Source organism: Bacillus cereus group sp. MG20 (assembly GCF_040459885.1).
In the GTDB taxonomy this organism is placed as follows: domain Bacteria; phylum Bacillota; class Bacilli; order Bacillales; family Bacillaceae_G; genus Bacillus_A; species Bacillus_A cereus.
This window is the reverse complement of sequence record NZ_JARVHF010000001.1, coordinates 618,596-639,777: the sequence shown is the minus strand read 5'-3', so window position 1 is coordinate 639,777 and position 21,182 is coordinate 618,596. Positions and strand designations below refer to the sequence as shown.

Here is a 21,182-nt window from a genome sequence, read left to right as displayed (position 1 = left end):
CCTTCCATAATTAAGGGTAAAACCAAAATACGTTGTTTTAAAGAATGATTTGTTAGAACTGGTTATAAGTAATAAAACAGAAAAGAGGATCACATGTTAGATACTTTACAGAGAAGTAAAAAGTTTTTTTTATTATGTCTTATTTTTTTAGTGCTTTTAACTGCTTGTGGTAATACAGATGTTAAGACATCTAAAGCTTCATTACCACCGGCTGAATCTAATATAGATACATCATTAAAAGCACCAAATTGGGTAGAGAAGAGTCCTATCCAACAGTCTCCTAATTTTACGGAAGATAAAAAAGTAAAATCGGTTGTGAATTTACTAGCAACGGGTGATAATTTATATCATGACGCAGTAATTAAAGATGGCAAACAAAAAGACGGTTCATATGATTATAACTATATTTATGAAAATATCAAAAAAGCTGTTAAATCAAGTGATCTTGCTATCGTGAACCAGGAGACTCCAATTGCAGGAAATAATCTAAAAGTACAGGGATATCCGACTTTCAATACACCTGAAGAAGTAGGCCAATCTTTAGTGGACACTGGATTCAATATAGTGACTCAAGCGACAAATCATGCTATGGATATGGGTATTAAAGGTGTTGCGAATACAAGAGAATACTGGAAGAAATATCCGGATGTTATCCCAGTAGGTATTAATGAGAGTCAAAATGAGCGTAATGAAATAAAAACAATTACAAAAAATGGTATTCGTTTTGCGTTACTAAATTATACATATGGTACGAATGGAATTAAAATTCCGGCTGATAAGTCTTGGGCTTTAAATTTAATTGATAAAAAAGCGATACAAAATGATGTGGAAAAGGCAAAGAGTAGCTCTGATATGGTGATTGTTATGGTGCATTGGGGAGTAGAATATACATCTACACCTTCAAAGCAACAAAAAGAAGTTGCACAATATTTAACAGATTTAGGTGTAGATGTAGTAATTGGAAATCATCCACATGTAATTCAACCAATTGAGTGGAAACAAAATAAAGATGGACATGAAACGCTAATCTATTATTCACTTGGAAATCTTATCTCTGCGCAAGAAAAATTAGAAACATTGGTTGGAGGATTATCTTATGTACAATTTGTTAAGTATGAAGATAAAACTTTTGGTATACGACAAGCGGCAATCGTACCGACAGTAACCGACTACGCTGATGGTAAGAAACAATTTAAAATTCAATTTTTAAAAGATTATTCGGATGAAGATTCTAAAAAACATGGAATTAAAAAATTTGTCGGCCCCGTTTCTTTGAAGGATTTCAAGGAGATTCCTAGAGACGTGTTGGGAAATTGGTATAAAGACTAATAAACAAAAAGGGAATGAGATACAATTAAAAAATTTATAATTTTAGCATTGGTATTGGCAATGGGATGGAGTCTTGCTGCTTGTAGTGGAAAGCAAACATCTCAGGAAACTACTAATAATAACGATAAAAATAAAAAAGAGATACATGCGAATAAAAAAGATGTTTTACCTATCTCTGATCCTAATGATTGGAGAATTATTCTTGTAAATAGAGAGCATATGTTATCAAAGGAACTAGGAATTGAATTAACAAGTATTACCCAAAATGCTAAGCCGAATATGAAAATAGATAGTAGAATTGCAACTTCCTATCAGGATATGGTAGCAGCTGCAAAAAAAGAGGGAATCAATCTTTATTTAAGATCAGGTTATCGAGCTATAAAATTACAACAAACGTATTATGATGCTTCAGTTAAAAGCTATAAATCTCAAGGTTTGTCGGACAAAGAAGCTAGTGCTAAAGCATTGGAATATCTTCAGTATCCTGGTGCAAGTGAACATCATACTGGATTAGCGTTAGACATTATTTCAGTTGAATGGCAGAATACTGTAGAAGATTTAAATGCAAAATTTGAAACTACCGATGCATTCAAATGGTTAGATAAGAATGCTGCAGAGTATGGATTTACTCTCCGCTATCCAAAAGATAAAGAGAATATTACTGGCATTAAGTATGAGCCATGGCACTATCGTTATGTAGGAAAAGAAGTTGCTGTTTATCTAAAAGAAAAAGGGTTAACTTTAGAAGAATATAACGAAAAAATTAAGTCTGGTAAGTAAAAATACACTTTGATTCTATTAAAAAGTCAGATTTGGAGGGTGTGTTAATCTTCCTCCTAGAATTGCGAAAACAGTGTATGATAATGTAAGCACGTATGAACCAGTTATCGTGTGAAACGATGTATGTATAAAAAAGTTACATTTATAAAAGAAGCAATGAAAAAGGATCTGATATTCATATCAGATCCTTTTTCATTCACAACATAGAATACTTACTTAACTAAGCCTTAAAGACTGCCTGCTTTTCAGGTACTACAATAGTAACCTCGCTTTTTTATTTTGGATGTTCGTTTTTCTTAGCTTGATAGACATGTGGAAGTAGTTCAAACAATGCGATTAGCATTTTTTTGTTTGCATGATTTGTGCACCGGATATTCACTATTGATTTCAGTTCAGTAATAACGAATTCTACAATAGATGACAGAACGTATATTTGGTATAATGGAAATATACTACTTAAAATAATGTACATGAGTTATAAAATCTATGTAAAGAGGTAAGGACTACATAACAATAACTAAATGTAAAAGTTCTAGTACATATAGGGTTCAGTTCATGTTAAGCAAATTCGTTATGAGAAAGGAAAAGATGTAATGAATCAAATTTCATTTGAAGATTTATTTGAAGACGAAAAAGAAGATAAAAAAGAAAAGGTAGAGGTAGCCGAAATACCTGCACCTTTATCAGCATTGCAAAAAGATATATTGGAATTAATGGATTCTGAAGAAATAAGTGCACTGGAGTTATGCGAACAATTAATACGATCTGGTAAAATATCAGATGAAAGATTTACAACGAATAAGCCAAAAGCATATGGACAAGTATGCTTAGCATTGGAAGGTTTTGTTACAGAAGGAAAGCTTACTTTTGTTAAAAACGATGAGAAAAGAGATAGGGTGTATAAAGTGAAAGAAGAAATTTCTAACATATAAGTTGTAAAGAGGGAAATGAATTATTTTTAGGGAGGTAGTTCATTTTCTACTTCTACATTAAAAAAGGTGCCAATCTTTCTTGATTGACACCTTTTTTAATAATCTAACATCTAACGTATTTACGTTTGAAACCAACTCTTCCTCTATCGACTTCTTTCTGAATACTTTCGGAAGCATTTAACAAACTGCTTTTTTTATTATCACGTTTTACTTCAACTATACCAACTTCTTTTGCAGTCTCGACTGCTTTTTCGTGTAGTGGCACATATGAAATTGCTACAGTATTTATAAAATTATTCATAGCAGATTTTGTTCGTTCTGGCGCAGCATGAATTGTATTTTTTACAATTTCAAGCATATCGGAAATTTTGCTTTCGGCAAATTCATTGTCTTTGCGATTTCCTAAAAGCCAGCAGTAGCAACTCCAGCCCGCTGACATTCGTAGCTCATCCCCACTTGCAATCCATTTATCCGCAACGTCTTGGGCGATAGTTGACTCCGATAAAGTTACTGCTACCACATAATCAGATAGCATATAAAAATATGCCCCGTCCATCCAGCGATCAAAATCAGACTCATTCATAGCTTTTGGATCTGCAATAATGCCTGCAAAGTACATAGCATCGTAGTTACCTGTAGCATAAAGTTCCTCAGCTAACTCTTGATTTACTTTTATTTTCTTAGCGATTGGTTTCATAGCACCTGTAGCTACGCCAAAAACCGGCTCGTGTGCACCGTTAGAGATGTATGTTTTTTTCGTTCTTTCCTTACCAAGGGCTTCAAGCTCTTGCATGACTGTTTTAAAATCCATAGCTGTGCACTTCCTTCCTTAATATAAGTAATCATCTAGCCTATATATTTTCAATTCTAATACTAATCGTATGTGAGTAGGATGTCTACTTTCTATAATATTCCCGTATTAATTTTGAAAGCCTAGCTATTCATACTTATGAGGATACTATATTAATGTAAAGGGAGGGACAATACGGATGTAAATAATATTTTATTTTTGGCTCTTTCTCTGTATTATCATGTTATTTTATAATAAGGAAATAAATAGCATTTTAAATTAAGTATGTGAGGTTAGTTATAAATGATAAAGAAATTTACTAGAGTAGTATTAACTATGGTTATGCCAATCAGTCTTATTACAGGTTGTGGAGCTGCTGAAAAAACTGAAGCACAAAAGCCGAAAGGGGTACAAAAGGAGAAAAAGGACTATACGGATTACTCATATGGTAGCAAAGGTATACTAGTAAGCGGAAAAGCGAAAGAACGGCAACAATACGAGATTGGATATATAGATGATAACAAGTTAATTGGGATTGATGAAAATATTGAAGACTGCATTATTTTAGATAATAAAGATGAAGTAGGTCTCATTTGGAAACAAATAGAGCGTGGATCTATTATTGAAGTGCAATACGGTAAGGATCGCAATGATATTGTAGGCGTGCAATTCGTAGGAGATCGTGAGCCATACGAAATTAGTGATAAGTTTGATCGAAATACGATAAACGAAATTGTCGGACAAGTTAAAGGTAATTTGTAATAGTATATAATGTGAAAGAAATAGCATTTACTATAGCTATTAAAGTGTGGATTGTTGAAAATGCTTTTGACGGTATTGGTAATTAGTTGTAAAATAATTTTTGTTGACGGATTTTGTAAAAAGTATGTTAGATGAAATTCATTTGTAGGGATGACATATAAATATTTTCTTAACGGGCATAAAATAATGAAATTTAAATATATAAATAAAAAAATAAATTAGAAGTACATAGTAGATTCATATTTTAAAAATTAATGTGACAACAAAGGGAGGTTAAGATATATACACGGCGGGAATGTGTATATATCTATTTATAATAATGAGTAAGAAAATCAAACAACAAGTAATCGCACTATCAACAAGTCTAGTGATTTTAGGGAGTGTACCTTTATCAGCATCAGCAGAAGAGATAAACAAATCTCAAACTGATCAACTAAATATTGCTGAAGGAGAACATGGAACGAGCGGATTAAATTATTCTAATTTCAAGTTGGCAGTTCCTGATTATGTACAAATTAACGAAGCAGAAGTATCTGAAAATGAAAAAATTCTTTTAGAAGAATATAAGCATAAACATGATGAAACAGAAGAATTAAACAAAATGAAAGATGCAAAGAAGGGGCAAGTAGCAGAAAAGGAAGCTATTTCAAATATTGAAAAGGCATTTGAATCTGTAGATGGTCGAAATGATGGATCTGATCGTCAAATGAAACCTGTTGCAAAGCCAAGAGGTATTCAATATAGTGCACCGAGTACGAAGAAATATGGAACACTTGCAGGAGTTCCATTTGTAGAGTGGATTGTTCCAGCAGGAAACTCTGATATTCGTCCTGCAAATCCGATGAAAGCACGTTACATTACAATCCATGAGACGGCAAATACGGCCGCTGGTGCTAATGCTGAAAATCATGCGAAATATTTGTATAAACAAGCAACAGAGGGGACGTTCCGAACAGCTTCATGGCATTTTACAGTAGACGATAAACAAATCTATCAGCACTTACCAACAAATGAAAACGGTTGGCATGCAGGAGATGGAGATGGATCAGGAAACAGGGAGTCTATCGGTATCGAGATTGCGGTTAACCAAGACGGTGATTACAATAAAGCGTTAGAAAATGCAAAACGACTTGCAGGTTATTTAATGAACAAAGAAGGAATTGGTGCAGATCATATTTACAAGCATCAACAATGGAGCGGGAAAAAATGTCCTGACATTTTAATTTCACGTGGTAATTGGGCTGGTTTCGTACAAGGAATTCAATGGTATGCAAATATAAATGCGCAGATTGATACGCCTTTACAAGATAAAAATGACTCATTTGATCCAAATGAAAATAATCCAGCTGAACCTAGCATGGAACTAGTGGTAAATGGTAGTGGCATCAATGTACGTAGTGATGCGGGTATTGAACATCGTGTTGTACGTAAAGCTTCAAACGGAGATCGTTACAAAGTATTAGCGGTTAAAAATGGTTGGTATAAAGTAGGTAATGGAGAATGGATTTTCTATGACCCAAGTTGGATTAAAATTAACTACAATGTACCAAAGGAAGAAGTACAAAAGCCTAAGGAAGAAGTACAAAAACCAAAAGATGATATTACAGGTGGCTGGTTTGAAGGGCATATTCGTAAATTAAACAGTCTAGGTATTATGCAAGGCGAAGGCAATGGTGTATTTGCGCCATATCGAAATGTAACGAGAGCGGAGTTTGCGAAATTAATCTCGAATGCTCTTAAACTACCAGAGGGAAATAAGTCATTTGTAGATATTAATGAGGCACATCCATCACTTCATGACGGTATTAAACGTTGTGCAAGTGCAGGAATTATTAATGGTCGTGGTGAAGGGATTTTTGATCCTAACTCACCAATTACTCGTGAAGAAGTATCTATTATGATTGACAAAGCATTACGATATAAAGGAATTACAGGTGAGTTAGTAGCATTACCATTTACAGATAAGCATTTAATAACATACAAAGAATCGGTTCAACGATTATACAGTCTAAAGGTAGTTAATGGTATTGGAAATAATGAGTTTGATCCTCGAGGCACAGCAACTCGTGGTCAGGCAGCTGCCTTTATTGTGAAGATGTTAGATTCAATGCAAAAATAAAATGAAACTTTAATCAGTGAGGGTCACTCGCGTTGCAATCGAGCAGTTTATTCACCGAATTTTGAAATGAGAGTTTTACTGCCCGCAAATAGCAGAAGAAATTGTATGTAGAAGCTGACATTGGTAGAAGTAAAAAATAAGAAGAATTTGAAAGGAGCTATCCAAAATAATAATTTGGAATAGCTCCTATTTAGTAGGAAGAACAAATTGTATTTCATAGATTGTAATGCAGAATGCCCTTCCAAGCCCCTCATAAGCCCCTACCAAGTAATAAATCACTCAGAAAAAACAAAAACAAACACAAAAACAACTACAAGAACAAAACAAGCACGAAAAAATGAAACCGGCGTTGTAGTAGTAAAAAAAATTGTAATTCGAATGCCAAAACCATTCCCGCATTCCTATTTTTATAATGAAGGATTAAAATCTTCTTATTTACTAGCAAAGAGTGGAGGGAAACATATGGCGGTATACCGTAATGTGCAGGTGAACTTTTGGCAAGATGAATTCATATTAGATTTAACGCCAGAGGAGCGTTATTTTTACATATATTTGTTAACTGGTACGAAAACGAAGCAATGTGGTATTTACATATTACCGAAGCGTGTGGCAGAGCTTGAAACAGGTTATAGTATGGAGACTGTTGAGAAGTTGCTAAACAGGTTTGTTGAGTATGGAAAGATTTTATATGATACGGAAACGAAAGAGGTATTCATAATAAACTGGTTACACTATAACCCTATTTCAAATACGAATGTGGAGAAGTGCATATTACGTGAGTTAAAGACTATAAAAAGTAATGAGTTCATACATATATTTTTACGTAAATGTCTTGAAAAAGAATACAAGATTCCATTATTATTGCAGCATTTTGGTATGCCAAAAGAAGAGGATAATAGTAGTTCACAAGTAGTTATTGAAGAGAAAGAAGAAGCGGAAGAGATAGAGGTGGAAACCATAGAAGAGGACGTTCCAAATAGTGAAGTTTATAAGTTTTATGAACAAAATATTAGTAGTTTATCCCCATATATTGTGAAGGAATTGAAGAATTGGATACAAAGACTTTCTGGAGAGAAAGTGTTAGAGGCACTTAAAATTGCGTTTGAAAATAATAAGAAAACGTTAGCTTATGTGAAGGGGATTTTGAGGAATTGGTGTAGCAAAAAGTTAAAGGATTTTAGTGGGGAGAAGTCTGTAATGGGAAGTTTAGAGAGAAGGAAATGTATGTTGAGTAGTGTATTTTAATTTACATTAATTTAATATAGAATGTACGTTCGTTTTTTGTGGGTTTTATGCTATACTACCATTAAATAAGGGTATTTTTATAATAGATAAAAAGATGCGGGGGGTACAAAGTTTGACTACTAGTACATCTGAGTTGTTTCAATATATTATTATGACAGAAGAACAGAAACAATTATCACAACGATATTTACAGACAAAAGAAGAAGAGATTTTAAAAAATATTCAACTAACGACAATTCGCGATCAAAAAAGAAGTGATTTTGCGGAGCGATTTATAAACGATTTTAGGAAAGTGCATAAACAAGATCCGGATTTTTTTCGATTATTTTACCATATACTCGAGGAGCAATTATTAAATGTTCTTGTAGTCCGTTTTGCGCATGTCAGTTTTTCTAAAATGAAGATTTATTTAGAAAAAAGTGCACTTCCTTTGGACAAACTTGTAGCAATCGCATGTAAATATTTATCCAGTATTTCAAGTTATGTAAATGAAGCAGATGTTTTTCTTAGAGAGTTAACAAAAGAGAATCCGAACTATATAGAGGGACAATTACATACTTTACCAACTAAGCAGCAAGTAACATTACTTCTCGTAATGTTTGATGTAGATTATGAAAAGTTTCGTACATATAGTTCTTTATTGAATGAGAGGTTAGGAGAACATACAGAATTTATATTGAAACTGCTAGGGGAAAAGGAAAAGGTTGAAGCGGTTAAACGGTATTTAAAAGGTGAAGATGATAGTGAAGTATTTATAGGTGGGAATTTACCGGAACATATTTGGCGGCTATTATTTTGTGTTCATAAACATTCGAATGTTGCGAGGCGATATATTGAAATATTGGCGAAGAAAAATGTTTGGGGTTTTATAAACTATGCAACACGTTATATGTGTCACACTCTTGGTCAGTCTCAAAACCACAAAAAAACTGGTAGTGTAAATAGAGAAACGTATGAAGAAATTCAAAGTTTTTGTACACAGTTTTGGATTTCTAAGGAAAGATTTTTTGCGCATCGTCTAAGGCAACATGATTTGAATAGTGAGGATTTTTGTAAGACGTATGAATATGAATTGCTATGCTTTATGTTGGAGGAAAATCCTGAATTTATTCAACAAACTATGCAATATGTAAGTAAAATGAATTATCTCATCATCGCACGAACGCTAGCCGAAAAAGGATATGAGCTAAATAGAGGGAAAATGCGAGAAGAATTTTTTGTTGCTGCTTTGCAAATTAAATTGTCTACATTGCGGGATACATATTGTGATTATTTACTAGGGAAGTTGTCACTTGAGGATATGAAGCAAATACTTAAAAATCCGAAATATAGAAATATGTATTGGGGTATGCCGGTGTTAGAGGTTGCGCTTCTTTGGGATATAGATGATGTAGCGAAAAGGGAAGCTGTACTTACACTACAGTTTGGAGATAATGATAGTGTTAATTTATACGAACTTCTTTACGAATGTTCTGTCAGAGGAGTAGAGCCGAAACAAGTATTAGAAGATCTGCTTTCGTATGGGTTAAGTAAGGAAAAACTTATCGCTTATGCAGTTGAAGAAGCTGCATGCTACAGTGAAGAGAGAAATAAGGCGAAGGAAGCGCTTGTTTGTGTAATTGTAAAAGAACAAGCATATATAATTGAACGGTTTGATGAGTATTCTGCTATGGCAAAAGCATATATTTTAGAAGAGTTAGCAAAGGATAACATGGTTAAAATGCGTCCGATTTTAATTAAAAGCTTAGGAGATTCATCTAAAAAAATGCGTGAGTCTGTAGTTAAACTGCTTTCAAAAGATGTAGAAGCTGCAGCAGATGTAGCAGTTGAACTTCATAATAAAAAGAAGATTGTTCGTGAAAATGTGATGAAAATACTAATAGAGTATAAGCTTGAAAAATATACGAAACTTGTACAGGAAGCTTTGCAAGAAAGTAAAAATGAATCTTTCGCAGGAAAATTCTCGTTTTTATTTCAAGCGGAGGAAGAAAAGATCGAAGAACTATGTGCACGTATTTTAACGGAACAAACAAGAAATTCACTTCTGCAATTGATTGGGGATGAGCCACAAATCAGTTTACGTGACTCTAATGAAATTGCTGATGCTGCAATTCCGTTAGCCTATTTACAACAGTATATTTCAGATGCTGTTATTGAGAAGAAAGAAACGGCAGAAGTAATTGGTAGAGCTTTAAATGAAGAGGACTTAAAAGAATATGTGCAAACAATATATTAAATATGGATTTCTCAAGACGCAGATGTGAAGAAGCGTGGAATTCTTTCGTTATACGGAATGTATAGTGACGACAAAATGGTCGACATACTTATAAAGCAAATTGATGAATGGGTGCTTCAAATGAGAGGAAAGATAGCAGCGGATGCCGTTCGTGCTTTAGGTTTGTCTTCATCTAAGCTTGCACTTATGTCTATTCATGCAATAGCATTTAAATATAAACATAAGCAAGTACGTAATGCAGCAAAAGAAGCGCTAAGTCTTGCTGCGAAAACACGTGGTATAACAGAGGAAGAGCTGGAAGATCAATTGGTGCCAGACCTTGGCTTTACTATACATGGTGAAAAGATAATTGATTTCGGGAATCGAAGTTTTACTGTCATTTTAACTACAGAGTCAAAAATTGAATTAGAGACAGAGGAAGGAAAACGTATGAAGTCACTTCCAAAGCCGAATGCAAAAGATGATGTAGAAAAGGCTGAAGAGGCTAAAAAAGAATTAGCCTCTTTAAAGAAGGAACTCCGAACTACTCTTTCAATGCAAAAACAACGATTAGAAGCGGCACTTTCGTTAAAGCGTTATTGGTCACATAATGCATGGAAGTCTGTATTTATGGATAATCCAATTATGAAGCAATTTTCTATTTCACTCATTTGGGGTGAGTATAAGGAAGGGAAGTTGCTGAACACATTCCGTTATGCAGAAGGTGGCGTGTTCTGTACAATTGACGGGAAGAGTTATGAACTTTCATTTGGCACTGTTATTGGTTTCGTTCATCCGTTAGAATTGTCTGGGGCGGAGAAGGAATTATGGAAAGAGCAATTAGAAAGTGCGGGAATTGTTCAGCCGTTCCTACAAATTGAGCGTCCAGTGTTTGTAGTAGAAGAGAATGATGAGAGTGCTATTGAGAGATTTGGTGGTATTTTACTAAATGGTCGTTCGTTATTCGGTAAGATGACGAAGCTTGGATGGATCCGTGGATCTGTTCAAGATGGCGGTGTGTATTATACATTTTACAAAGAAGATACTTGTAACGGATTAGGAGCGCAATTGTCATTTAGCGGAGCGCCGATTGGTTATGAAGATGAAGAAGATGTATGTGTATTTGACATTCAATTTTATAAAGCAGGTACGGTAAATCGTGGTTCATATGAATACGATGAAATTGATGATGAAAGACGCATTGTACCAAAAGAAGTAGATAAACGCTTCTTTAGTGAAATGTTATATGATGTGCAAGTAGCGACAGGTGCAAATCTTGGGCATAATGAAAGTTGGCGTAGCAAACGATAAGAAAGACCCCCTTCATTGGTAGGAAAATGAAGGGGGTTTTTTAATGTTTTTAAAAGGTTCATTCTCAAAAAGAAGCGAATAGTGTGAGAAAGGGGTGGTTATATGGAGGTAGTTATAAAGAAGAAACGAAAAAGGGGAAGAAGAATTTTTATTTGGGCTAGTAGTATCGTTCTCTTGTTAGTTATTTCCGCTGCGATTTTTTTGAATATATATACGCTGAAATCTATGCCAAAGATAGATGGAACGATAAAGCTAGAGGATTTACAACAGGCTGTTACGGTGAAGCGTGATAGTAAAGGTGTACCGCATATTAAATCGGAAAATGCACATGATTTATATTTTTCACAAGGATATGTGCAAGCGCAAGATCGTTTGTTTCAAATGGATTTAAGTAGAAGACAAGCTTCTGGTATGTTAAGTGAAGTTGTTGGGGAAGCAGCTGTTGACCGAGATAAATTGTTTCGAACACTCGGTTTACGGCGAGCTGCAGAAGCTTCAGTTAGTCAATATGATGGAGAAGCAAAATATGCCCTGCAGTCATTTGCTGATGGGGTGAACGCTTTTATACGTGAGGCAAAAGTGGAAAGGAAATTGCCGGTTGAGTTTACTATATTAGGTTATGAGCCTTCTGAATGGTCAATCGTGGATTCTTTAACAATTGGAAAGTATATGGCGTTTGACTTAGGAGGACATTGGCATGGACAGGCGTTTCGATATTGGGCGCTGAAAAACCTTCCGAAAGAGCAAGCAAATGAGCTATTTCCTAAATATCCGAAAGATGCTCCTAGATTGCTAGCTGAACTGAAAAATACAAATGTGGACGTAGCGCAAAGTTTTTCAAAAACGATAATTCCCCCGGAGTTTAACGGTAGTAATAACTGGGTTGTGAGCGGTGAGAAGAGTGCGTCAGGTAAGCCGATTTTAGCAGATGACCCTCATTTATCCCTTGCGACACCTTCTATATGGTATCAAACGAGACTTGAAATGAAAGATTTAAATGTGAGTGGCGTTATTTTCGCTGGAGTACCAGGTGTTATATTAGGCCACAATGACAAAATAGCGTGGGGCGTTACGAATACGGGGCCTGATGTGCAAGATTTATATATTGAGAAGAGAAATCTTAATAATGAAAATGAATTTCTGTATAACGATAAATGGGAGAAAGCTACGGTAGTTGATGAATCGATTAAAGTAAAAGGCGGGAAGACAATTCCTTATAACGTTACGATTACGAGGCATGGGCCAGTAATTTCAGAGTTTGCGGATAAGGGGAAGGAGAAAACGAAAACCGTCTTCTCTTTAAAGTGGACTGCTTTAGAACCGTCAGCTGAGCTAAAAGCTGTATTAAATATGAACAAAGCAAAAGACTGGACGGAGTTTGAAACCGCTCTTCAAGATTTCCATACACCAACGCAAAACTTTGTGTTTGCATCAAACGATGGCACGATTGCTTATAAAGCGAATGGAAATATACCAGTGCGTAAAAAAGGCGATGGTAGCTTGCCTGTTCCAGGATGGACAGATGAATATGAATGGGAAGGATATATTCCATTTGATCAGCTGCCGAAAGTTATAAATCCGAAAGAAGGTTTTATTTCAACTGCGAATAATAAAATTGTTGATGATGATTATCCGTACCATATTAGCAATACGTGGGCACAGCCATATAGGCAAATGCGTATTCAAGAATTTTTGCAAGAGAAGGAAAAGTATACGGTGAAAGATTTAGAAGAGTTACAGATGGATCAAAAGAATTTATACGGGAAAGAGTTTACTCCTATATTTTTAAAAGAGTTAAATAAAGCATCTTTAAATGAGGTAGAGAAAGAAGGTGTAAACCAATTAACAAAGTGGAATTTTTACGATAGTAAAGATGAAGCGGCACCATTAATATTCCATTTATTAATGAAAGAGATTTCAAATACGTTATTTTCAAAAGAAATACCGAAAGATGTAATGGAGTTATTTAAAGGGAAGTCACAAGTTGTGGATGAATTAATCCGGAAACAAGTAGCAGGAGAAAATAGTGCATGGTTTTCTAAGTACGGAGGTTTCACAAAAGTTGTGCATACCTCGTACGAGAATGTAATGAAGAAATTGCAGAAGGAATATGGACCGGATGTTGGGGCCTGGAAGTGGGGCGATTATCATCAACTCGCTTTTACACATCCAATTTCGAAATCATCTAGTATGTTAGCGTTACTCGCTTTTAATCGTGAGAAACCAGTTCCAATTGGCGGAAGTCAAGTTACCGTTCAAGCAGCGAGTTACGGCGATAACGGCATTGTAAATCACGGGGCTTCTTGGCGATTTGTTATTGATACGAAAGATATGTCAAACGGTTATCATATCGTAGGGCCAGGACAATCGGGACATTTTAGAAGCGATTGGTATCATGATCAAATAGATGATTGGGTAAGTGGAACGTATCATACGACTACATTGAATACGGAGGGAATAGAGGGGAAGGTGCTAAATTTAGAACCGAAGTGATAGGGTGTTTTTGTTTGTGGAGGGACTAGTAATAATCTTTTTGATAATGAAAGCTTATCATTTAGAACATAACCCAGTTCTTAAATAATTTTAACAGCCAGCCTACTATCATTTAATTTGATAGTAGGCTGTTTCCATCTTCGAAATACGCTGTAGCAACTTCTTCAGGATTACGATTATTTCCACATGCTGCAAGTGCTGTAACAAATAAAGCCATTACAACTATTAACATGATTATTTCAGTTTTGAGGGGAATTAGTTAACAAAGACCAGGTATTATTTGCAACAGAACGGTCCCTCTGTACCCCTTGTTTCGTCATTTTTCTAGGCCATCCAACTTGACAAATGTTTTTTTATCAAACTACAATGAAAATCATTATCAATAATATAGGGAGGATACTTTTGTCAATAAATGAAAAACAATATATTTATAGGTTAATAACCAGATCTTGTTAAGTCGTATGTACTATTTTTAGTTTAGCGTTGCCCAGAATGTACACCAATTAATCTCGCGAATTACAAGAAAACTATTATTGAAATGAGGCGTGCATTGTGAAGTTGGACGTGAATGAGTTAGCAGAGTATCTTGCCAATAATCCTTTCCGAGTAGAAGGAGTATATCGTTATGCTAAAAATCCAGGTGTACCTTGTGCTGAGTCTACAGATTCTTTCCCAGGATTTGTATTTCCACTTACAGGGAAGACGCAATTTCAATTTAATGGTACGCCGTATATCCTTTCCCCAGGAAAAGTTATACATGGGGGTGCAAAAATGACATTAGCCCATAAAATGCTTGGTGAAATAAACTGGGAATATATTCTTGTTTTATATCAGATAAGCAATTCAGAACGAGAAGACTCTGGCTTTACTCATCAGCATTTTGAATTATTAACAGGACAATCTCCTCGTCTTGTCGAATTACTTATGCGTCTTTGGGATGTGTATAATCAGCGTGGAGGCATTTCGATGCTTCAGACCGAAATGCTGTTTCGCGAAGCGTTGAATGAAGCTTTATTAAGTGTTGTCAATAGAGAAAACAACTATGAGTCGCATACTTTATTCGAACGAATATCTAGTTACGTTCGTAAATACTATTATAAAGATATTACAATACATATGCTTGCAGAACAAAATAATGTTAATCGAAATCGTCTTTCTTACGTGTTTAGAAAGCATGCAGGTATGGGGCCGGCAGAATATTTATTGAACTATCGTATAAAGATGGCTCAAAAAATGTTATGTACAAGTGGTGTGCCTGTACAACAAATTGCGCAGGCTGTTGGAATCGCAGACCCTTATTATTTTAGTAGAGTTTTCAAGAAGCGAGTTGGCATTTCGCCTACTAAATATCGCGAGAAGTTCATCAATAATCCATACTAATGTCAACAGGGGTCCATTCTTATTTGAAAATCACTGTTCTATACTTATGGAGAGTTAAAGGAAACATTGGATTGAAAGAACTTTCATTGAAATCACTCCTTTGTACTATCTGAATGAAAAGTTCTGGCCGGAGCATTTTCTTTTTAAGCGTAATGACGACTTTTTTACTTAGATTATTGTAATATAGTGGAAGTTAAAAATGAGGAGGGATTATTATCCATTACCAACCTATTAAACTAAATGACGAGTTATCTAAAATTAACGATTATTGGTATCCACGAGTGATTGGTGAAATGAATGATGATCAAATTCAGCTTTTTAAAGCTAATGGAGATTTTATATGGCATGAGCATCCTAATACGGATAAGCTATTTATTGTGCTTGAAGGGGAGATGTTCATCGATTTCCGTGATGGACAGGTGAAAATTTCTAAGGGCGAGATGTTTATTGTCCCGAGAGGCGTTGAGCATAAACCTTTCACTGAAAAGGAATCCCACATCATGTTGGTAGAGCCTAAAAGGGAAATGGATTGATAATCGTAAAAAGATAAAAAAGGAGCGGAAATCCGTTCCTTTTTTATTTATCTTACTATTTTTAGGAGCTTAGTATGAGTAAGATGTGAATAAAGAATGAATAGCATTTTTATCAATAAAAATTTATTGGATTTTTTGTGGAATATATATGAAACGTTGTATAAAATAATCAAGAAAGCCAAAAATTATAGGGGGAAAGTTGTGAAGAAAAATAAGAGTTTAATAAGTTTTTTAGGAGTGTTTATTATGTTGTTTTCTTTTTGTTTTCAAGGAAATGTACAGGCAGATGTAAATACTGTTCAATCTGGAAAAATCAAATCAGGAAACGTAACAGTATGGGAAGTTGGAAATGTAGCGAAAGTATTAGCGGATGTGGAGCGCTTAAATTTAAATACAGTAAATGTACCGATTCAAGTAGATATCCCAAATGTGACTTCTACTAACATGGTAATTAATCAAGTGCAAAAGCAACAAGCTATAATTTTAATTCAAGAATTATTAAAGCGTAATATTCAAGTTATAGTGGAACCGTTCCCGTATATTCAACAGGGGAATGTTGGAGAGACAGAATGGAACCCAAGTAACATTAATGATTTCTTCTGGAATTGGAAGACGGTTATTCTGCAAGATATTTTTAATTCCATTACAAGTAAATACAATGTGTATGGACTAAAGATTGCTTCTAATTTCGTGAATATGGAGTATGCAGAAGGATACTGGAGCGATACAATTGATTTTGTTCGTAATCAGTATAAAGGAAATGTTTTGTATCAAATGAACTGGTGGTTAACAGCAAGCTGGGACCCTTCTTATGAAGCGAAGTTTGAAGAGAAAATCAATCGCCCGTATTTAAAAAAGGTGGATATTGTTAGCATAGACAGTTGGTTTGAAGTTTCAGGAAAAAGAAATCCAACATATGAAGAAGTGAAGCAAAGTTTATTTGCGACAACAGTATATAATCGTGGGCAAAATGTTGTTCAGCAATTGGAACAATTACATAATGCAACAGGAAAGCCAGTTTACTTCGGTGGATTTAACGTTCCAGCACGTGAACTTGGATTACAAAATCCATGGAATCCAGATGTTTCAAATGTGTTTTCGAAGGATGTGCAATTAAATGGATGGCGTGCTTACCGCGATGTATTAGAACCGAAACCATATTTTAAAGGTTTTTCAATTTGGTTTATTGGCTCAAATGATAGTACACATGCGTATCAAATACATAGTAAAGAAGCAGAGGCAGTTATTAACGGGTGGTACCGAAAATAAATTTTATAAAATAGGTAAGTTTTAAAGTTTACTACATATATTTCTAGTGAAAGGCCTTTCACCATCTTATCACCTAGGGGGCAATCATAATGAAATTTTTGTCTTACCTTACAGTAATTTTGGTGATTCTTGGCGGTTTGAATTGGTTATTTGTAGCGTTAGATTACAATGTAGTTGAGAAATGGTTTGGTTCTATGCCGGCGCTTGTGGACACTATTTATTGGCTCATTGGTCTCTCTGCTATTTATCAAATTTTTGATCGGTTCTTTACGAACGATTAGCTATTATTCTTTCATTATTAGAGTGTTAAGTACGATTATGTACTTAACACTTTTTTATATGTCCATAAAAAAGTCTGCACTTGCAAGCGATTCCATCGCGTCTTGCGCCCTAATAATAGAAAACAAATTGACCACATATTATATTTTAGGTTATAATTCAGAAAGTTTAAAAAATAATCAAATGAGAAATAGGGAGGTTATGAGGGTAATGGAGAGAGTCTATAATTTTTCAGCAGGACCATCAATACTCCCTTTGCCAGTTTTAGAGAAAGTGCAAAAGGAGCTTTTAAATTATAACGGGACAGGCATGTCTATTATGGAAATGAGTCATCGATCTTCTTATTTTCAAAGTATTATAGAGGAAGCGAGTAACTTACTTCGTGAATTAATGAGCATCCCTGATGAGTATGAAGTTTTATTTTTACAAGGCGGTGCGTCATTACAATTCTCTATGATACCGTTGAACTTAATGAATACGTATAAAAAAGCTGGATACGTACTAACTGGCTCATGGTCTAAAAAGGCATTGCAAGAAGCCGAAAAAGTTGGGGAAGTACAAGTGATTGCTTCTTCCGAGCAAGAGAAGTTTACTACGATTCCTAAACTGGACGGTTTATTAAGTGATGAAAAACTAGATTATGTACATATTACAACGAATAATACAATTGAGGGGACAAAATATGTGGACATTCCACATGTAGAAAAAGTGCCGCTCGTTGCGGATATGTCCTCAAATATTTTATCAGAGCGATATGATGTTTCGAAGTTTGGTCTTATATATGCGGGGGCGCAAAAGAATTTAGGACCTGCGGGCTTAACGATTGCTATTATAAAAAGAGATTTAATTGGGGGAGCAGATCGCCCTTGTCCGACAATGTTAAATTATGAAACTTACAGTAAAAATAACTCCTTATATAATACACCGCCGTCCTTTAGTATTTACGTAACGAAACTTGTACTAGAGTGGTTGAAAGAGCAAGGCGGGGTATCTGCGATTGAAGAACAAAATAAAATGAAATCTTCACTTCTTTATAATTTCTTAGATGAATCAAAATTGTTTACTTCACCAGTTGATCCTACGTATCGATCACTTATGAACATTCCGTTTACAACACCGTCAGAAGAACTTAATAATGAGTTTTTACAAAAGGCGAAGGAACGCGGTTTCGTTACGCTAAAAGGGCATCGCTCAGTCGGCGGTATGCGTGCAAGTATTTACAATGCGATGCCAGTGGAAGGTGTAAAACAATTAGTAGATTATATGAAGGAATTTGAGCTTGAGAATAGATAGGGAGATGGGGATATGTTTCGTGTTCAAACGTTAAATCAAATTGCAGAAAAAGGTTTACAAGTTTTTACTGAAGAACGTTATGAAGTAGGGGATAAAATCAATCACCCAGATGGGATTTTGCTTCGTAGCTACTCTTTACATCAAGAAGAGTTTTCAAAAGACTTAAAGGCGATTGCAAGAGCTGGCGCTGGTGTAAATAATATTCCTGTCGAGCGATGTACAGAAAAAGGAATTGTAGTATTTAACACGCCGGGGGCAAATGCAAACGCTGTAAAGGAACTCATTATTGCCAGTCTTATTATGTCTTCACGTAACATTATTAATGGTGTAAGTTGGACGAAAAACTTAGAGGGTGAAGAAGTACCACAGCTTGTTGAATCAGGAAAAAAACAATTTGTTGGATCAGAAATTGCAGGGAAACGTCTAGGTGTTATCGGACTTGGCGCAATTGGTGCTTTAGTTGCGAACGATGCGTTAGCATTAGGGATGGATGTTATCGGATATGATCCTTATATTTCAGTTGAAACAGCTTGGCGTCTTTCTACACATGTGCAAAGAGCATTTAGCCTTGATGAAATTTTTGCAACGTGTGATTATATTACACTGCATATTCCTCTTACGAATCAAACGAAGGGGATTATTGGGGAACACGCTGTAGAGAAGATGAAAAGAGGGATGCGTCTATTTAATTTCTCTAGAGGAGAACTTGTAGATGAAAAGGTTCTTCAAAAAGCATTAGAAGAAGATATTATTACACATTACGTAACGGACTTCCCGAATGAAAATGTAATAAAGATGAAAAATGTAACAGCGACGCCTCACCTTGGTGCATCTACGTCTGAATCAGAAGAAAATTGTGCAGTAATGGCAGCACGTCAATTACGTGAATATTTAGAGACAGGAAATATTCGTAATTCAGTAAACTATCCAAACGTAGAGCTACCGTATATCGGAAAGAAACGAATTACAATTATGCATCAAAACGTTCCGAATATGGTAGGGCAAATTACAGGATGCTTAGCGGAACATCATATTAATATTGCCGATATGATTAATCGTAGTAAACATTCTTGGGCATACACAATGATTGATATCGATAACGGAATTGATGATATAATAAAAGAGAATATTGTAGAAAATATAAGCAAAATTACAGGTGTTGTAGCCGTTCGAATGATTGTGTAAAGGAGAGAGGAATGTGGCAAAAATACGACCGTTTCGGGCCATTCGTCCAGTAGAGGAAAAAGCGGCACAAGTGGCAGCTTTACCGTATGACGTATTAAATAGTGAAGAGGCAAGGGAAGTTGTAAAAGGGAATCCATATTCTTTCTTGCATGTTGATAAAGCAGAAATTGATTTAGATCCTGAACTGTCACCGTATGATGATCGCGTGTATGAAAAAGCGGGCGACAATTTAAAGCAATTTATACGAGAAGAAGTGTTCATACAAGATGAAGAGCCAGCGCTATATATTTATGAACTGACGATGCAAGGAAGAACGCAGTCAGGCCTTGTCGTTTGTACATCTATTGATGAGTATGAAGATGATACAATTAAAAAACATGAAAGAACACGTCATGAAAAAGAGCTAGATCGTATTCGCCACGTAGATGTGTGTGACGCAAATACAGGTCCGATTTTTTTAACGTACCGTACAAAAGATGAAGTAAAGCATTTAATTAGGAGCTGGAAAGAAGAACATACGCCAATTTATACATTTACAGCAGAAGACGGTGTTAAGCATGTTGTGTGGAAGATTGTAGATGAAGATGTAATTACGACTTTAGTAAACGCATTTGAAGATATTCCTAATCTTTATATTGCAGACGGGCATCACCGTTCTGCATCAGCTGCAAAAGTAGGACTTATGCGAAGAGAACAATATCCAAATTACACAGGAGAAGAGGAATTTAATTTCTTCTTATCGGTTCTATTCCCTCATGATGAATTATCGATTTGGGATTATAACCGAGTTGTGAAAGATTTAAATGGCTTATCAGAGGAACAGTTTTTAAATCAAATTACGCAGTACTTTTATGTAGAAGAAGCAACTGTTTCTCCGTATAAACCAAATGAGCCCAAATCATTTGGTATGTATGTAAATAAGAAGTGGTATAAGCTTACTGTGAAAGAGGAAACGTTTGATGCGAATGATCTTGTTAGAGGTTTAGATGTATCTATCCTGCAAGATCACTTATTAAGCCAAGTGCTTGAAATACATGATCCGCGATCTGATTCACGCATCGACTTTGTCGGAGGAATCCGTGGATTAGAAGAACTAGAACGTCTTGTAAATAGCGGTGAATATAAAGTGGCGTTTTCACTATATCCGACATCAATGGAAGCTTTATTAGCAATCGCAGACGCTGGAGAAGTTATGCCGCCAAAATCAACGTGGTTTGAACCGAAACTGCGTAGTGGGTTGTTTGTTCATTCTTTAAAGTAAATAGAC

At 35.3% G+C, this 21,182-nt stretch carries 15 protein-coding genes and 1 pseudogene; 15 read left to right on the top strand and 1 reads right to left on the bottom strand.

All coding sequences use genetic code 11. From position 1 onward, the window contains the following. The first annotated feature begins 93 nt into the window (after window positions 1–93). The 3 genes from QCI81_RS03290 to QCI81_RS03280 all read left to right on the top strand — a co-directional run bounded on the left by QCI81_RS03290 (window position 94) and on the right by QCI81_RS03280 (window position 3,041). Window positions 94–1,329, top strand: a complete 1,236-nt coding sequence (locus QCI81_RS03290) for a CapA family protein (RefSeq protein WP_071731899.1) — start codon at window positions 94–96, stop codon at window positions 1,327–1,329. Window positions 1,330–1,377: 48 nt separating this feature from the next. Then, complete coding sequence (locus QCI81_RS03285; RefSeq protein WP_000241993.1) at window positions 1,378–2,109, top strand: M15 family metallopeptidase; 732 nt, start codon at window positions 1,378–1,380, stop codon at window positions 2,107–2,109. A gap of 593 nt (window positions 2,110–2,702) precedes the next feature. Next, the gene (locus QCI81_RS03280) at window positions 2,703–3,041 is read left to right on the top strand and encodes a DUF3895 domain-containing protein (RefSeq protein WP_001071898.1); all 339 of its coding nucleotides are present in this window, start codon (window positions 2,703–2,705) and stop codon (window positions 3,039–3,041) included. A gap of 103 nt (window positions 3,042–3,144) precedes the next feature. Here the strand turns inward: QCI81_RS03280 and QCI81_RS03275 are convergent, their stop codons facing one another. Beyond that, window positions 3,145–3,852: a DNA alkylation repair protein gene (locus QCI81_RS03275; protein ID WP_000346347.1), complete on the bottom strand. Its 708-nt coding sequence runs from the start codon at window positions 3,850–3,852 to the stop codon at window positions 3,145–3,147. 282 nt (window positions 3,853–4,134) lie between these two features. Between QCI81_RS03275 and QCI81_RS03270 the strand changes: the two genes are divergently transcribed. The 12 genes and pseudogenes from QCI81_RS03270 to QCI81_RS03215 all read left to right on the top strand — a co-directional run bounded on the left by QCI81_RS03270 (window position 4,135) and on the right by QCI81_RS03215 (window position 21,176). Beyond that, a complete protein-coding gene (locus QCI81_RS03270; RefSeq protein WP_000591650.1) occupies window positions 4,135–4,593 on the top strand; it encodes a hypothetical protein in 459 nt (152 codons plus the stop codon). 319 nt (window positions 4,594–4,912) lie between these two features. Continuing rightward, on the top strand, window positions 4,913–6,712 hold the full coding sequence (locus QCI81_RS03265; protein WP_071731951.1) for an S-layer homology domain-containing protein: 1,800 nt from the start codon (window positions 4,913–4,915) through the stop codon (window positions 6,710–6,712). Window positions 6,713–7,174: 462 nt separating this feature from the next. Then, complete coding sequence (locus tag QCI81_RS03260; protein ID WP_071731900.1) at window positions 7,175–7,957, top strand: DnaD domain-containing protein; 783 nt, start codon at window positions 7,175–7,177, stop codon at window positions 7,955–7,957. Between the two features lie 112 nt (window positions 7,958–8,069). Next, window positions 8,070–11,483 (top strand): annotated as a pseudogene (locus QCI81_RS03255) (DUF4132 domain-containing protein). A 102-nt stretch (window positions 11,484–11,585) separates the two neighbouring features. Next, window positions 11,586–13,976 carry a penicillin acylase family protein gene (locus QCI81_RS03250; protein WP_353810609.1) on the top strand — a complete coding sequence of 797 codons (2,391 nt, stop codon included), beginning with the start codon at window positions 11,586–11,588 and terminating at the stop codon, window positions 13,974–13,976. A gap of 552 nt (window positions 13,977–14,528) precedes the next feature. After that, complete coding sequence (locus QCI81_RS03245; protein ID WP_071731903.1) at window positions 14,529–15,356, top strand: helix-turn-helix transcriptional regulator; 828 nt, start codon at window positions 14,529–14,531, stop codon at window positions 15,354–15,356. Window positions 15,357–15,649: 293 nt separating this feature from the next. Then, on the top strand, window positions 15,650–15,889 hold the full coding sequence (locus QCI81_RS03240; protein WP_000997182.1) for a cupin domain-containing protein: 240 nt from the start codon (window positions 15,650–15,652) through the stop codon (window positions 15,887–15,889). Window positions 15,890–16,090: 201 nt separating this feature from the next. Then, window positions 16,091–17,158 carry a glycoside hydrolase family 113 gene (locus tag QCI81_RS03235; RefSeq protein ID WP_071731904.1) on the top strand — a complete coding sequence of 356 codons (1,068 nt, stop codon included), beginning with the start codon at window positions 16,091–16,093 and terminating at the stop codon, window positions 17,156–17,158. 89 nt (window positions 17,159–17,247) lie between these two features. After that, window positions 17,248–17,439 (top strand): DUF378 domain-containing protein, encoded by a 192-nt coding sequence (locus QCI81_RS03230; protein WP_000670804.1) that lies wholly within the window; start codon window positions 17,248–17,250, stop codon window positions 17,437–17,439. Between the two features lie 208 nt (window positions 17,440–17,647). After that, window positions 17,648–18,730, top strand: a complete 1,083-nt coding sequence (gene serC, locus QCI81_RS03225) for a 3-phosphoserine/phosphohydroxythreonine transaminase (RefSeq protein WP_071731905.1) — start codon at window positions 17,648–17,650, stop codon at window positions 18,728–18,730. 12 nt (window positions 18,731–18,742) lie between these two features. Continuing rightward, the gene (locus QCI81_RS03220; protein ID WP_000490222.1) at window positions 18,743–19,915 is read left to right on the top strand and encodes a 3-phosphoglycerate dehydrogenase family protein; all 1,173 of its coding nucleotides are present in this window, start codon (window positions 18,743–18,745) and stop codon (window positions 19,913–19,915) included. 13 nt (window positions 19,916–19,928) lie between these two features. Then, window positions 19,929–21,176: a DUF1015 domain-containing protein gene (locus QCI81_RS03215; protein WP_071731906.1), complete on the top strand. Its 1,248-nt coding sequence runs from the start codon at window positions 19,929–19,931 to the stop codon at window positions 21,174–21,176. The last annotated feature ends 6 nt before the right edge of the window (window positions 21,177–21,182 follow it).